21 protein-coding genes are annotated in these 12407 nt (G+C 43.0%); 2 read left to right on the top strand and 19 right to left on the bottom strand.

What is annotated here, in order from left to right:
* Positions 1-51: 51 nt before the first annotated feature.
* From rplF to thiD, 18 genes are all read right to left on the bottom strand, one after another.
* Positions 52-588: a 50S ribosomal protein L6 gene (gene rplF, locus IGJ42_RS01345; protein ID WP_005227095.1), complete on the bottom strand. Its 537-nt coding sequence runs from the start codon at positions 586-588 to the stop codon at positions 52-54.
* Between the two features lie 31 nt (positions 589-619).
* Complete coding sequence (gene rpsH / locus IGJ42_RS01340) at positions 620-1018, bottom strand: 30S ribosomal protein S8 (protein WP_005227093.1); 399 nt, start codon at positions 1016-1018, stop codon at positions 620-622.
* 32 nt (positions 1019-1050) lie between these two features.
* Positions 1051-1236 carry a type Z 30S ribosomal protein S14 gene (locus tag IGJ42_RS01335; RefSeq protein ID WP_003128010.1) on the bottom strand — a complete coding sequence of 62 codons (186 nt, stop codon included), beginning with the start codon at positions 1234-1236 and terminating at the stop codon, positions 1051-1053.
* Between the two features lie 18 nt (positions 1237-1254).
* Positions 1255-1794, bottom strand: coding sequence for a 50S ribosomal protein L5 (gene rplE, locus IGJ42_RS01330; protein ID WP_005227088.1), 540 nt, complete (start codon positions 1792-1794; stop codon positions 1255-1257).
* Positions 1795-1821: 27 nt separating this feature from the next.
* The gene (gene rplX / locus IGJ42_RS01325) at positions 1822-2133 is read right to left on the bottom strand and encodes a 50S ribosomal protein L24 (RefSeq protein WP_005232526.1); all 312 of its coding nucleotides are present in this window, start codon (positions 2131-2133) and stop codon (positions 1822-1824) included.
* Between the two features lie 35 nt (positions 2134-2168).
* On the bottom strand, positions 2169-2537 hold the full coding sequence (rplN, locus tag IGJ42_RS01320; RefSeq protein WP_003128006.1) for a 50S ribosomal protein L14: 369 nt from the start codon (positions 2535-2537) through the stop codon (positions 2169-2171).
* A 60-nt stretch (positions 2538-2597) separates the two neighbouring features.
* Entirely contained in the window at positions 2598-2864 is a 267-nt protein-coding gene (rpsQ, locus tag IGJ42_RS01315) for a 30S ribosomal protein S17 (RefSeq protein WP_005232528.1), read from the bottom strand.
* Between the two features lie 24 nt (positions 2865-2888).
* A complete protein-coding gene (gene rpmC, locus IGJ42_RS01310; RefSeq protein WP_005232529.1) occupies positions 2889-3077 on the bottom strand; it encodes a 50S ribosomal protein L29 in 189 nt (62 codons plus the stop codon).
* Complete coding sequence (gene rplP, locus IGJ42_RS01305) at positions 3067-3501, bottom strand: 50S ribosomal protein L16 (RefSeq protein WP_005226918.1); 435 nt, start codon at positions 3499-3501, stop codon at positions 3067-3069. Before rplP ends, rpmC begins: the two co-directional genes overlap by 11 nt.
* Positions 3502-3503: 2 nt before the next feature.
* A complete protein-coding gene (gene rpsC, locus IGJ42_RS01300) occupies positions 3504-4160 on the bottom strand; it encodes a 30S ribosomal protein S3 (RefSeq protein ID WP_005226916.1) in 657 nt (218 codons plus the stop codon).
* A 13-nt stretch (positions 4161-4173) separates the two neighbouring features.
* Positions 4174-4521 carry a 50S ribosomal protein L22 gene (rplV, locus tag IGJ42_RS01295; protein WP_003127973.1) on the bottom strand — a complete coding sequence of 116 codons (348 nt, stop codon included), beginning with the start codon at positions 4519-4521 and terminating at the stop codon, positions 4174-4176.
* A 23-nt stretch (positions 4522-4544) separates the two neighbouring features.
* Positions 4545-4823 carry a 30S ribosomal protein S19 gene (gene rpsS, locus IGJ42_RS01290; protein WP_005226914.1) on the bottom strand — a complete coding sequence of 93 codons (279 nt, stop codon included), beginning with the start codon at positions 4821-4823 and terminating at the stop codon, positions 4545-4547.
* 42 nt (positions 4824-4865) lie between these two features.
* A complete protein-coding gene (rplB, locus tag IGJ42_RS01285; RefSeq protein ID WP_005226912.1) occupies positions 4866-5699 on the bottom strand; it encodes a 50S ribosomal protein L2 in 834 nt (277 codons plus the stop codon).
* Between the two features lie 39 nt (positions 5700-5738).
* The gene (locus IGJ42_RS01280; protein ID WP_005226911.1) at positions 5739-6032 is read right to left on the bottom strand and encodes a 50S ribosomal protein L23; all 294 of its coding nucleotides are present in this window, start codon (positions 6030-6032) and stop codon (positions 5739-5741) included.
* Positions 6032-6655 carry a 50S ribosomal protein L4 gene (gene rplD / locus IGJ42_RS01275; RefSeq protein ID WP_005226910.1) on the bottom strand — a complete coding sequence of 208 codons (624 nt, stop codon included), beginning with the start codon at positions 6653-6655 and terminating at the stop codon, positions 6032-6034. The genes IGJ42_RS01280 and rplD overlap by 1 nt, the downstream gene beginning before the upstream one ends.
* 29 nt (positions 6656-6684) lie before the next feature.
* Positions 6685-7314, bottom strand: coding sequence for a 50S ribosomal protein L3 (gene rplC / locus IGJ42_RS01270; RefSeq protein WP_003127967.1), 630 nt, complete (start codon positions 7312-7314; stop codon positions 6685-6687).
* Positions 7315-7336: 22 nt separating this feature from the next.
* Positions 7337-7645, bottom strand: a complete 309-nt coding sequence (rpsJ, locus tag IGJ42_RS01265) for a 30S ribosomal protein S10 (RefSeq protein WP_003127966.1) — start codon at positions 7643-7645, stop codon at positions 7337-7339.
* Positions 7646-7985: 340 nt separating this feature from the next.
* A complete protein-coding gene (gene thiD / locus IGJ42_RS01260) occupies positions 7986-8816 on the bottom strand; it encodes a bifunctional hydroxymethylpyrimidine kinase/phosphomethylpyrimidine kinase (protein WP_086372535.1) in 831 nt (276 codons plus the stop codon).
* Positions 8817-8924: 108 nt separating this feature from the next.
* Between thiD and IGJ42_RS01255 the strand changes: the two genes are divergently transcribed.
* Together IGJ42_RS01255 and IGJ42_RS01250 are read left to right on the top strand one after the other, a co-directional pair.
* Positions 8925-10370: a PLP-dependent aminotransferase family protein gene (locus IGJ42_RS01255; protein WP_429961042.1), complete on the top strand. Its 1446-nt coding sequence runs from the start codon at positions 8925-8927 to the stop codon at positions 10368-10370.
* Positions 10354-11079, top strand: coding sequence for a nitroreductase family protein (locus IGJ42_RS01250; protein ID WP_061053631.1), 726 nt, complete (start codon positions 10354-10356; stop codon positions 11077-11079). The genes IGJ42_RS01255 and IGJ42_RS01250 overlap by 17 nt, the downstream gene beginning before the upstream one ends.
* Before the next feature lie 133 nt (positions 11080-11212).
* On the opposite strand, the gene tuf is transcribed toward IGJ42_RS01250, so the two are convergent.
* Positions 11213-12400: an elongation factor Tu gene (gene tuf, locus IGJ42_RS01245; RefSeq protein ID WP_005226902.1), complete on the bottom strand. Its 1188-nt coding sequence runs from the start codon at positions 12398-12400 to the stop codon at positions 11213-11215.
* Between the last annotated feature and the right edge of the window lie 7 nt (positions 12401-12407).

Below are 12407 nucleotides of genomic sequence, written 5' to 3'. Positions count from 1 at the left end.
TCACCTCTTTTAATTTTGCTAGCCTAAGCTGCTAGTCGTAAAGAATTACGACTATTTACCAGTTTTACCTTCTTTACGGCGTACAAATTCGCCAACATAACGAATTCCTTTGCCTTTGTAAGGTTCTGGAGGACGAACGCCACGGATATTGGCAGCCAATTCGCCAACGACTTCTTTATCTGATCCTTTAACGATCACAGAAGTGTTTGAAGGAACTTCGATTTCGATTCCAGCTGGCGCTTCGATTTCAACTGGATGAGAGTAACCAACGTTCAATACAAGTTTTTTTCCTTGTAATTGAGCACGGTACCCAACCCCGATTAATTCTAACGCTTTTTGGAAACCTTCAGAAACACCAACAACCATGTTGTTGAAGTTTGCACGGGTAGTTCCGTGGATAGTTTTCATTTCTTTACTATCATTTGGACGAGTGAATGTTACTTCGTTTCCTTCGATATTCATTGTGATATCAGAAGAGAAAGTACGTGTTAATTCACCTTTAGGTCCTTTAACTGTAATGTCGTTTCCGTTTTGCTTGATTTCAACACCAGCAGGAAGAACGACGATCTTATTACCGATACGACTCACTTAGAGGCACCTCCTTGTGGAATATTTTAAATTACCATACATAAGCGACTACTTCGCCGCCAACATTTTTTGCTCTAGCTTCTTTGTCAGTGATTACACCGTCAGAAGTTGAGATAATCGCGATTCCTAGACCATTCAATACTTTTGGTACTTCGTCAGCTTTGACATAAGCACGCAAGCCTGGTTTAGAGATACGTTTTAAGTTTGTGATAACACGTTCACCGTTTTTACCGTATTTAAGAAATACGCGGATCACGCCTTGTTTGTCATCTTCAATGTATTCAACATCGCGGACGAAACCTTCACGTTTCAAGATTTCAGCGATATCACGTTTGATTTTTGAAGCAGGTACTTCTAGGCTTTCGTGTTTAACCATGTTTGCGTTACGCACGCGCGTTAGAAAATCTGCAATTGGATCTGTCATGACCATGGGATAATTTACCTCCTTTATGCGAGTATAGTTTACCAGCTAGCTTTCTTCACGCCGGGAATTTGTCCTTTATAGGCAAGTTCGCGGAAGCAAATACGGCAAAGATGAAATTTACGATAAACTGAATGTGGACGTCCGCAACGTTCACAACGAGTATATTCTTGCGTTGAGAATTTAGCAGGGCGTTTGTTTTTAGCAATCATTGATTTTTTAGCCACGTAGTTCGCCTCCTTTTTTTATTTTTGGAATGGCATGCCTAATTGTGTCAACAATTCACGAGATTCTTCATCTGTGTTTGCTGTTGTTACAATCACGATATCCATACCACGTACTTTGTCGATCAAATCATAATCTACTTCAGGGAAAATCAATTGTTCTTTGATACCTAAAGTGTAGTTTCCGCGTCCGTCGAACGCTTTTTTGCTCACACCGTGGAAGTCACGGACACGTGGCAATGACACACTTACTAGTTTATCTAAGAATTCATACATTCTTTCGCCGCGTAGAGTTACTTTCGCACCGATTGGCATTCCTTCACGTAAACGGAATCCTGCGATAGATTTTTTCGCTTTTGTGATCAATGGTTTTTGACCTGAGATCAATTGTAATTCTTCAACAGCTTTGTCTAAGTTTTTAGCATTAGAAACAGCGTCACCGACACCCATGTTGATAACGATTTTATCAACTTTTGGTGCTTCCATGATTGAGCTGTAGTTAAATTTGTCCATTAATGATGGGACAACTTCTTTTGAATATTTTTCTTTAAGGCGGTTCATCTGTTAGCCCCTCCTTCCTTCATCAGATTATTTATCAAGAACTTCTCCGGTTTTCTTAGAAACGCGGACTTTTTTGCCGTCAACTTCTTTGTAACCGACACGCGTAGCTTCACCGTTCGATGGATCAACCACCATCACGTTAGAAACATGAATTGGTGCTTCCATTTCAACGATTCCGCCTTGAGGAGCAGTTTGAGAAGGTTTTTGGTGTTTTTTGACAACATTGACACCTTCAACAACGACTTTGTCATTTTTAGGAAACGCTGCTAGCACAACGCCTTCTTTGTTTTTGTCTTTACCAGTGATAACTTTAACTTTATCGCCTTTTTTAACAAACATGTTTGTTTCGCACCTCCTTTAGATAAGAATCACTATTACAATACTTCTGGTGCTAGGGAAACGATCTTCATAAAGTTGCCTTCACGCAATTCGCGGGCAACTGGGCCAAAGATACGAGTTCCACGAGGGCTCTTATCGTCACGGATAATAACCGCAGCATTTTCATCGAATTTGATGTATGAACCGTCTGTACGACGAGCTCCTGATTTAGTACGAACGATAACGGCTTTAACGACGTCACCTTTTTTGACAACCCCACCTGGCGTTGCTTGTTTAACCGTAGCAACAATCACGTCACCAATATTGGCAGTTTTACGACCAGATCCGCCAAGGACTTTGATCGTTAGAATTTCACGGGCACCTGAGTTGTCCGCCACTCTTAATCGGCTTTCTGCTTGGATCACGATGTGTATCCTCCTTTCAGATTTTGCAATTCACAATCTATATAGGAAAATCTCGTGTGATTAGATAATCACTGCCTTTTCAACAATCTCTACTAGACGGAAACGTTTCGTAGCTGATAATGGACGAGTTTCCATAATTTTCACGATATCGCCAACTTTTGCTTCGTTGTTTTCATCGTGTGCTTTGTATTTCTTAGAATAGTTCAGACGTTTGCCGTAGATAGGGTGGTTTTTCTTTGTTTCAACGACAACAGAGATAGTTTTATCCATTTTGTCTGATACCACGCGACCTTGGTAAACTTTGCGTTGATTTCTTTCTTCAGTCATACGCTAAATGGCCTCCTTCCACTATTACTTAACTTGTTCACGCAATACTGTTTTAATGCGTGCAATCGATTTACGTACTTCTTTGATACGTGCAGTGTTTTCTAATTGACCTGTTGCTAATTGGAATCTAAGATTGAACAATTCTTCTTTCAATTGTTTTTCTTGATCTAGCATTTCGGCAGTGGTTAATTCTCTGATTTCTTTAACCTTCATTCGATTCACCACCCATTTCCTCACGTTTTACGATCTTCGTTTTCACTGGTAATTTGTGAGAAGCAAGACGTAGCGCTTCGCGCGCAACTTCTTCAGGTACACCGGCAATTTCAAACATGATTTTACCACGTTTAACTGGTGATACCCATCCTTCAGGAGCCCCTTTACCAGAACCCATACGTACCCCGATAGCTTTGGCAGTATAAGATTTGTGAGGGAAAATTTTGATCCATACTTTCCCGCCACGTTTCATATAACGAGTCATTGCGATACGGGCAGCTTCGATTTGACGGTTTGTGATCCAGTGTGATTCAACAGCTTGTAAGCCGTATTCACCGAATGCTACTTCTTTTCCGCCTTTCGCTTCGCCACGCATTTTTCCGCGGAACTCACGACGGTGTTTTACACGTTTAGGTACTAACATGTTTATTTCCCTCCTTTCTCAGTGTTCTTTTTAGTTGGAAGAACTTCTCCACGATAAATCCACACTTTAACTCCTAGTTTTCCGTATGTTGTATCTGCTTCTTCCCATGCGTAATCAATGTCCGCACGTAATGTATGAAGTGGAACTGTTCCTTCTGAGTAACCTTCTGAACGAGCGATATCCGCACCATTTAGACGGCCAGAAACTTGTGTTTTGATTCCTTTAGCGCCAGAACGCATTGTGCGTTGGATCGCTTGTTTTTGAGCACGACGGAAAGCAACACGGTTTTCTAATTGACGTGCGATTCCTTCGCCTACTAATTTAGCATCTAAATCTGGTTTTTTGATTTCAACGATGTTGATGTGAACTCGTTTGCCAGTTAGGCTATTTAATTCTTTTCTTAGGTTTTCGACTTCAGATCCGCCTTTACCGATAACCATACCTGGTTTAGCTGTGTGGATTGAAATATTCACGCGGTTTGCTGCACGCTCGATCTCAACTGTAGACACAGCGGCATCAGCAAGTTTAGATGCGATAAATTTACGGATTTTCAAATCTTCATGTAGAAATTCAGCATACTCTTTTTCAGCATACCATTTAGCATCCCAGTCACGGATGATGCCTACACGCATTCCAATTGGATGTACTTTTTGACCCACTGATTGTCCCTCCTTATTTTTCTGATACGACTACAGTAATATGACTTGTACGTTTGTTGATCGGTGAAGCTGAACCTTTCGCACGTGGACGGAAACGTTTCATCGTTGGTCCTTCGTTTACGAATGCTTCAGAAACAATCAAGTTTTCAACATCTAAGTCAAAATTATTTTCTGCATTGGCAATAGCTGACATCAAGACTTTCTCGATGATTCCAGCTGCTTTATTTGGTGTGAACTTTAAGATCGCGATTGCTTCAGCAACGCTTTTCCCTCTGATTAAGTCAATAACTAGACGAGATTTACGAGGAGAAACGCGGACTGTTTTAGCAGTTGCTTTCGCTGATGTGATTTGTTCTGCCATTTTTGGATATCCTCCCCTCAAAATTAGCGTCTTGTTTTCTTATCATCGGCAGCATGTCCGCGATAAGTTCTTGTTGGTGCAAATTCACCTAATTTGTGTCCTACCATGTCTTCTTGGATGTAAACTGGTACATGTTTCCGTCCATCATACACAGCAATTGTAAATCCGATAAAATTAGGGAAAATTGTAGAACGACGTGACCAAGTTTTGATCACTTTTTTCTTTTCAGCGCCTTCTTGTGCTTCGACCTTTTTCATCAAATGGTCATCGACAAAAGGTCCTTTTTTCAAACTACGACCCATGGTGTACCTCCTCTCAAAATGTGCGACACACGGTCAAGTATATTACTTAGTTTTACGACGACGAACGATAAGTTTGTCTGATTTTGCTTTTTTGTTACGTGTTTTGTAGCCAAGTGCTGGTTGTCCCCAAGGAGAAACTGGTGCTTTACGTCCGATTGGTGCTTTACCTTCACCACCACCGTGTGGGTGATCATTAGGGTTCATTACGCTACCACGTACAGTTGGGCGTTTGCGCATCCAACGAGAACGGCCGGCTTTACCGATGTTGATCAATTCGTGTTGTTCATTACCAACAGAACCGATTGTTGCACGACATGATGCTAAGATCATCCGTACTTCACCAGAGTTCAAGCGGATCAATACGTATTTGCCTTCTTTACCAAGTACTTGAGCACTTGTTCCAGCTGAACGAATCAATTGTCCACCTTTACCAGGTTTCATTTCGATGTTGTGGATAACAGTACCGACTGGAATGTTTTCTAGTGGTAATGCATTCCCTACTTTAATATCTGCATCTGGACCAGAAACGACAGTCATGCCAACTTCTAATCCTTTAGGTGCTAAGATGTATGCTTTTACTCCATCCTCGTAATGTACTAACGCAATGTTAGCAGAACGGTTTGGATCATATTCAATCGTTTTAACCGTAGCAACGACGTTGTCTTTGTTACGTTTGAAATCGATCAAACGGTATTGACGTTTGTGACCGCCACCTTGATGACGAACCGTGATACGTCCGTTGTTGTTACGACCAGCATTGTTTTTCAAAGGAGCTAACAATGTTTTTTCTGGTGTTGAAGTTGTGATTTCAGCGAAATCAGAACTTGTCATATTACGACGGCCGTTCGTGGTAGGTTTGTACTTTTTAATCGCCACGTCTTTTTCCCTCCCATGTAAAATTTATGCGTGAGTTGCTTATTCAGCAGCTTCGAAAATTTGGATTTCTTTAGAATCTTCAGTTAAAGTCACAACAGCTTTGCGACGTTTTTTTGTATATCCTGCATATTTACCCATGCGTTTGAATTTCGGACGAACGTTGATGATGTTCACGTTTGCCACTTTCACTCCGTCAAAGGCAGCTTCTACAGCTTGTTTTACTAAAGTTTTGTTAGCTTTTGTGTCCACTTCAAAAGTGTATTTCTTGTCATCCATGGCAAGCATTGATTTTTCAGTGATCACTGGGCGTTTAATAACGTCTAGTAAGTTCATTATGCAAGCACCTCCTCGATCTGAGTAAGAGCAGTTTGTGTCACTAACATTTTGTCGTTAGAAACGATGTCTAGCACACTAATGTTATCAGCAGTAACTACAGAAACTTTTGGCAAGTTGCGCGCAGATAAAGCGGCAAAGTCGTTTTCAGATTCTAAAACTACCAATACTTTAGAGTCAATTGTCAAGTTAGCTAAAACTTGTTTGAATTCTTTTGTTTTTGGAGCATCAAAGCTTAATCCTTCTACTGCTACCAAGTTATTTGAAGCAACTTTTTCTGACAATACAGATTTCATTGCTAAGCGACGAACTTTTTTAGGAAGTTTGTAGCTGTATGAACGTGGTGTTGGTCCGAAGACTACGCCACCTCCACGCCATTGTGGTGAACGGATTGAACCTTGACGGGCACGTCCAGTTCCTTTTTGGCGCCATGGTTTACGGCCACCGCCACGAACGGCACTGCGGTTTTTCACAGCGTGTGTTCCTTGTCTTAATGAAGCGCGTTGCATGATGATTGCATCATAGACAACTGATTCATTTGGTTCGATTCCGAAGATTTCTTCGTTCAATGTAATTTCGCCATTTTGGCTTCCATCTTGTTTGAATAATGCTACATTCGGCATTCCTTAGTTCCTCCTTTCTTCCTATCTACTTATTTAGCTTTCACAGCTGATTTGATTGTAATCAATGATTTTTTCGCGCCAGGTACATTACCTTTGATCAAGATAACGTTGCGTTCTGCGTCTACGCGTACGATTTCCAAGTTTTGGATCGTGATGCGATTTCCGCCCATACGTCCAGCAAGACGTTTGTTTTTAAATACACGGTTAGGTGCAACTGGACCCATTGATCCAGGACGACGGTGGTAACGAGAACCGTGAGCCATTGGTCCGCGGCTTTGTCCGTGACGTTTGATAACGCCTTGGAATCCTTTACCTTTCGAAGTGCCGGTTACATCGATGATGTCTCCTGCTTCAAAAATATCAACTTTGATTTCTGATCCTACTTCTAAGCCCTCTAGCTCTACATTCTTGAATTCGCGAATGAAGCGCTTAGGAGCCGTGTTTGCTTTTGCAACATGACCTTTCGCAGGTTTGTTAGACAAAACTTCACGCATATCTTGGTAGCCGACTTGAATTGCTTCGTAGCCGTCATTTTCGATTGTTTTCACTTGTAGCACTACGTTTGGTGTAGCTTCTACTACAGTTACTGGAATCAATTCGCCAGATTCAGTGAAGATTTGAGTCATTCCCACTTTTTTCCCTAAGATTCCTTTGGTCATGATTACACCTCCATCTTAATTATTATAGTTTGATTTCGATATTAACACCGCTTGGCAAGTCTAGCTTCATTAAAGCATCAACAGTTTTTGGTGTTGGATTCACAATGTCGATTAGACGTTTGTGTGTACGCATTTCGAATTGTTCGCGTGAATCTTTGTATTTGTGCGTCGCACGGATGATCGTGTACAAGCTGCGTTCAGTTGGTAATGGAATTGGACCAGATACGCCAGCTCCAGTTCTCTTTGCAGTTTCTACGATTTTATCCGCTGATTGATCTAAAATACGATGTTCATACGCTTTTAAACGGATACGAATTTTTTGTTTTGCCATTGTTTTCCCTCCTTCGCCTATTTTGAAAAGTAGACATAGCTCCACGAAAATTTTCCGTCACGCTCGTCCATGGCAAAGCGTCCGGGCGTGTCGCAACCTCTCGTTTCGTAGCCGGCAGAAAATTTCTTTGCTGCCAGTGTGACTTACGTATTTACGTAAACAGCACCTTTATGATTATATTACGGATAAACATTGATTGCAAGCTTTTTTTATGGAAAAACCGGGATTCTTTTGCATTTCTTTCAGAAAATTTTCTTTTGTTTTCGAAACACAAAAAAAGAAGCGTTGCCCGCTTCTTTTAAGCGCTTCTTCAATTCCTATTTATATAGAAGCAAACCTGCTATTGCGGCGCTTCCTCATTCATACGTCCTTGGGCGTGGGTATAGGCACCATGCCACACATGGCCCACATAGGGATTGATGACCACGCCTTCTTTGATTGCTGCTGTGACAAAGGCTTTTGCTAAGCGAATACTTTCCACGACGGGTTTGCCTTTTGCAAGACCAGCAGCGATCGCTGCTGAAAAGGTGCAGCCTGCTCCGTGATTAAAATCGGTAGCGATTTTGTCACTTTCCAACAGGAGGAAGGATTCTCCATCATAAACAAGGTCGATGGCTTTTGCTCCTGGCAAGCGATGACCGCCTTTGATCACGACGTATTTAGCACCTAATTGATGGATTTTTTCAGCAGCTTGCTTCATGGCTTCCACACTCGTCAAATCACCCAAACCTGAAAGAATCCCCGCTTCTACTAAATTAGGGGTGACAACATCTGCTAAAGGCAACAAATGCGTGATGATGGCATCGACACTTTTTGGCTGTAAGATTTCTGCGGTCCCTTTGCAAGCAATGACGGGATCGATCACCACATTTTTGACTTGCTGTTGTTGAATCATCTTCGCTGCTTGCACAATATTGTCTTCATTGCCTAACATCCCCGTTTTAAGGGCATCCATCGGATCACCTGCAAAGGCGGAGATCAATTGCTTTTCAACAAGCGCTGGTTCCATTGCTGTTACTTCATGGCTCCAACCCGCTTGTGGATCCATCGTGACGATCGAAGCAATCGTGGCAAAACCAAAGACACCATACTCCTGAAACGTTTTTAAATCCGCTTCGATACCGGCACCTCCGGTTGAATCAGACCCGGCAATTGATATTACTTTTTCCATCTTCCTCATCTCCTTGTGCTTTTTGCTAAGTATAGTCAATCTTCCCCTTGACGAAAAGAGCCATTTGGCTTATTTTTAAACCATCCAATTGAAAAAAGGTGGTGCAGGATGGCTTCATCAAGTATCGACAAACAAAAGAACCAACCGATTTACCAGCAGATCGTGACCCATTTTATCGAAGAGATCCAAGCGGGAACCTATGGGCCTGGGGATCGTTTACCACCAGAGCGCAGCCTTGCTCAGACTTTTGACGTCAACCGTTCCACCGTCGTCAAAGCGTTAGATGAATTGAAGAGCTTAGGATGGATCGAACGAAAACAAGGCAGCGGCTCTCACGTATTGGAAGGTCGTTGGGGGAACCGCCAAACACCGCTTTCTTATTTGCGCTCGTCTTTAAGCAGCCCTTACTTGCAGCAAGACCCTTACGTTCAACAGATTCAGCACTTGCGCACCGAGAAGGATGTGCTGGATCTGTACACAGGTGATCTACCTGCCGATCTGATTCCCGACTTCACGTTTCCCGCCTTTACATGGGAAGAGATCCGCAAAGAAAGCACCAAAGTATTACCGACTGGTTATGAGCCTTTGCAAGAAATCTTATTGCAGCACCTTGCTGATTCCTTCAATTTGCCCACCAGCGGTCAAAAACTAGTAATTACTGCCGGTTCGACGCAAGGAATCACTTTGCTGATGCAAGTCTTATTGCAGACGGGGGATTGTATCGCGACAGAGGACCCTTCTTTCTTGTTCTCTCTCCCCTTGTTTTCCACGATGAATGTCCAGTTGATTGGGATCAAACAAGATAGCGAAGGGATGCGACCCGCCGCATTGGAAAAAGTGTTGAAGGAAAAGAAGATCAAATTCGTCTATCTGAACCCCACCTTCCAAAACCCAACTGGCCACACCATGAGCGAGCATCGGCGCCAAGCGATCATCCGCCTTTGCCAGACCTACCAAGTACCGATCATTGAGGATGATGTTTTTAGCGAGTTGGCTTTTGATGAAGTACCGCCCAAGCTAAAATCCATGGCTCCCGAAACCGTCATTTATTTAGGCTCGCTTTCAAAATTACTTGGGTCATCAATCAAAATCGGCTGGCTTTTGGTGCCAGAAGCGTTAGCCGACCAATTTGCCCAAGCGAAAAAACGGATGGCGATTGATACCACGATCTTCCCGCAAGTCCTTGCCAACATCGCCTTACGCTCCTCTGATTACCACCAACAGCAGCGGACTCTGCTTGCAGAAATGGCCCAGCGCCAGCAAAACCTACTCCAACTCTTGCAGGCATTTCAGGAGGATTGGCAATGCCAGCCGACGAAAGGTGGTCTTTACCTGTGGTTGACTTGGCGTCACCGCACGTTGACCCGCAAAGATTGGTCGCGCTTTTTGACGAACGATTGCTTAGTAGCACCTGCTTTCCTTTTCAGTAACGATACGAATGGCTTGCGTTTGAACTATACCCGTTTAGCCAAAGATGATTTACCACGATTTCAAGAACGATTCACAAAAATCACCCAACAGTTAAAGGAGCAAACCTATGAACGAAACCATTGAGCTTTTGCACAATCATCGCACTTACCGACAATTTGACCCTGACTACCGCTTGAGCCAAGAACAAGTAACCGCGATTTTGACTGCCGCTCGTCAAGCACCAAGCTGGATGAATGGGCAAGCCTATTCGATCCTGGTGATCGACGACCCGCAGATCCGCCAACAAATGGTCGAATGGAATCCCGGCAATCCTCATATCGCAGCAAGTTCGCTCTTTCTGCTGTTTCTCGCAGATTTAAACCGAACCAAAAAAGTTGCTGAGAAAAAACAGACCCCCTATCCAATCGATGAGGGCTATCAGCCATTATTGATCGCCACCACTGATGCCAGCATTGCTTTACAATCTGGTGCGATCGCTGCTGAATCGCTGGGCTTAGGTACCGTCATTTCCGGCAGTGTCCGCAAAGACAGCGCCAAAATCGCTGAATTGTTGCACTTACCGGAATATGTCTACCCTGTGGCTGGCTTGAGCATCGGTAAACCAATCGTAGAAATGAAGGTCAAGCCTCGCTTGCCAGAAGAAGCGGTCATTCATTACAACCATTATCAGGACTATTCTTATGAGGCAATCGAAGCCTACGATCAAACAATGACTGATTTTGGAGAAGCTCGCGAGACCAAACCATGGTCAGAAAAATTTGCTGGGTTTTACAGCAATCGCCCTGACCAAGGATTTGACGCCTTCTTGAAGAAGCAAAAACTAATAAAATAAAAAGCACCGCTCTCTTTAGCTTCGATGAACCGCAGTGGATTCGTCAACGCTAGAGATGGCGGCTCTTTTTTGGTTCTACGAGTCAAAAAAAAAGAGCAAAAGCGCGTACGCTTTTGCTCTTCGATCAATCAAATTAAGCTTGGATTGAAGTTACAACGCCTGAACCAACAGTACGTCCGCCTTCACGAATTGAGAAACGAGTTCCGTCTTCGATAGCGATTGGGTGGATCAATTCAACGTCGATTGTTACGTTATCACCAGGCATAACCATTTCAGTTCCTTCTGGTAATTCAACAACACCAGTTACGTCAGTTGTACGGAAGTAGAACTGAGGACGGTAGTTAGTGAAGAATGGAGTGTGACGTCCACCTTCTTCTTTTGTTAAAACGTAAACTTCAGCTTTAAATTTTGTATGAGGTGTGATTGTACCAGCTTTAGCTAATACTTGTCCACGTTGGATGTCTTCACGAGCAACCCCACGTAGCAATGCACCAATGTTATCCCCTGCTTCAGCATAGTCTAACAATTTACGGAACATTTCAACACCAGTTACAGTTGTTTTAGCAGTTTCTTCAGCAATACCAACGATTTCAACTTCGTCACCAACGCGAACTTGTCCACGTTCAACACGGCCTGTAGCAACAGTACCACGTCCAGTGATTGAGAATACGTCTTCGACTGGCATCATGAATGGTTTGTCAGTGTCACGTTCTGGAGTTGGAACGTATTCGTCAACTGCAGCCATTAATTCCATGATTTTTTCTTCGTATGAAGCATCGCCTTCAAGAGCTTTCAAAGCAGAACCAGCGATTACAGGAACATCGTCGCCTGGGAAGTCATATTCTGACAATAAGTCACGAACTTCCATTTCAACTAATTCTAGTAATTCTTCGTCATCAACCATATCCATTTTGTTTAAGAAAACAACGATGTATGGTACACCAACGTTACGTGATAACAAGATGTGTTCACGTGTTTGAGGCATAGGACCATCAGCAGCAGATACTACTAAGATCGCGCCGTCCATTTGAGCAGCACCAGTGATCATGTTTTTAACGTAGTCCGCGTGTCCTGGGCAGTCAACGTGAGCATAGTGACGTGCTTCAGTTTCGTACTCAACGTGAGCAGTTGAGATAGTGATTCCGCGTTCGCGTTCTTCTGGAGCGCCATCGATTTGGTCGTAAGCTGAAGCTTGAGCCAAACCTTTTTTAGATAATACAGTTGTGATAGCAGCTGTAAGTGTAGTTTTACCATGGTCAACGTGTCCGATCGTACCAATGTTTACGTGGGGTTTAGAACGGTCAAATTTTTCTTTTGCCATTTTAAAA

The organism is Enterococcus sp. DIV1067f, from assembly GCF_050543505.1.
Classification (GTDB): Bacteria; Bacillota; Bacilli; order Lactobacillales; family Enterococcaceae; genus Enterococcus_D; species Enterococcus_D entomosocium.
This window is presented reverse-complemented; position numbering and strand designations above follow the sequence as displayed.

Bases quoted from the DNA above. Each gene is read 5' to 3' on its own strand.
- rplC (WP_003127967.1), bottom strand. From the start codon at position 7,314: ATGACCAAAGGAATCTTAGGGAAAAAAGTGGGAATGACTCAAATCTTC.
- IGJ42_RS01280 (WP_005226911.1), bottom strand. From the start codon at position 6,032: ATGAACTTACTAGACGTTATTAAACGCCCAGTGATCACTGAAAAATCA.
- tuf (WP_005226902.1), bottom strand. From the start codon at position 12,400: ATGGCAAAAGAAAAATTTGACCGTTCTAAACCCCACGTAAACATTGGT.
- rplX (WP_005232526.1), bottom strand. From the start codon at position 2,133: ATGTTTGTTAAAAAAGGCGATAAAGTTAAAGTTATCACTGGTAAAGAC.
- rpsH (WP_005227093.1), bottom strand. From the start codon at position 1,018: ATGGTCATGACAGATCCAATTGCAGATTTTCTAACGCGCGTGCGTAAC.
- rplD (WP_005226910.1), bottom strand. From the start codon at position 6,655: ATGCCGAATGTAGCATTATTCAAACAAGATGGAAGCCAAAATGGCGAA.
- thiD (WP_086372535.1), bottom strand. From the start codon at position 8,816: ATGGAAAAAGTAATATCAATTGCCGGGTCTGATTCAACCGGAGGTGCC.
- rpmC (WP_005232529.1), bottom strand. From the start codon at position 3,077: ATGAAGGTTAAAGAAATCAGAGAATTAACCACTGCCGAAATGCTAGAT.
- IGJ42_RS01250 (WP_061053631.1), top strand. From the start codon at position 10,354: ATGAACGAAACCATTGAGCTTTTGCACAATCATCGCACTTACCGACAA.
- rplE (WP_005227088.1), bottom strand. From the start codon at position 1,794: ATGAACCGCCTTAAAGAAAAATATTCAAAAGAAGTTGTCCCATCATTA.
- rplP (WP_005226918.1), bottom strand. From the start codon at position 3,501: ATGTTAGTACCTAAACGTGTAAAACACCGTCGTGAGTTCCGCGGAAAA.
- IGJ42_RS01255 (WP_429961042.1), top strand. From the start codon at position 8,925: ATGGCTTCATCAAGTATCGACAAACAAAAGAACCAACCGATTTACCAG.
- rpsQ (WP_005232528.1), bottom strand. From the start codon at position 2,864: ATGACTGAAGAAAGAAATCAACGCAAAGTTTACCAAGGTCGCGTGGTA.
- rplV (WP_003127973.1), bottom strand. From the start codon at position 4,521: ATGGCAGAACAAATCACATCAGCGAAAGCAACTGCTAAAACAGTCCGC.
- rpsS (WP_005226914.1), bottom strand. From the start codon at position 4,823: ATGGGTCGTAGTTTGAAAAAAGGACCTTTTGTCGATGACCATTTGATG.
- rpsJ (WP_003127966.1), bottom strand. From the start codon at position 7,645: ATGGCAAAACAAAAAATTCGTATCCGTTTAAAAGCGTATGAACATCGT.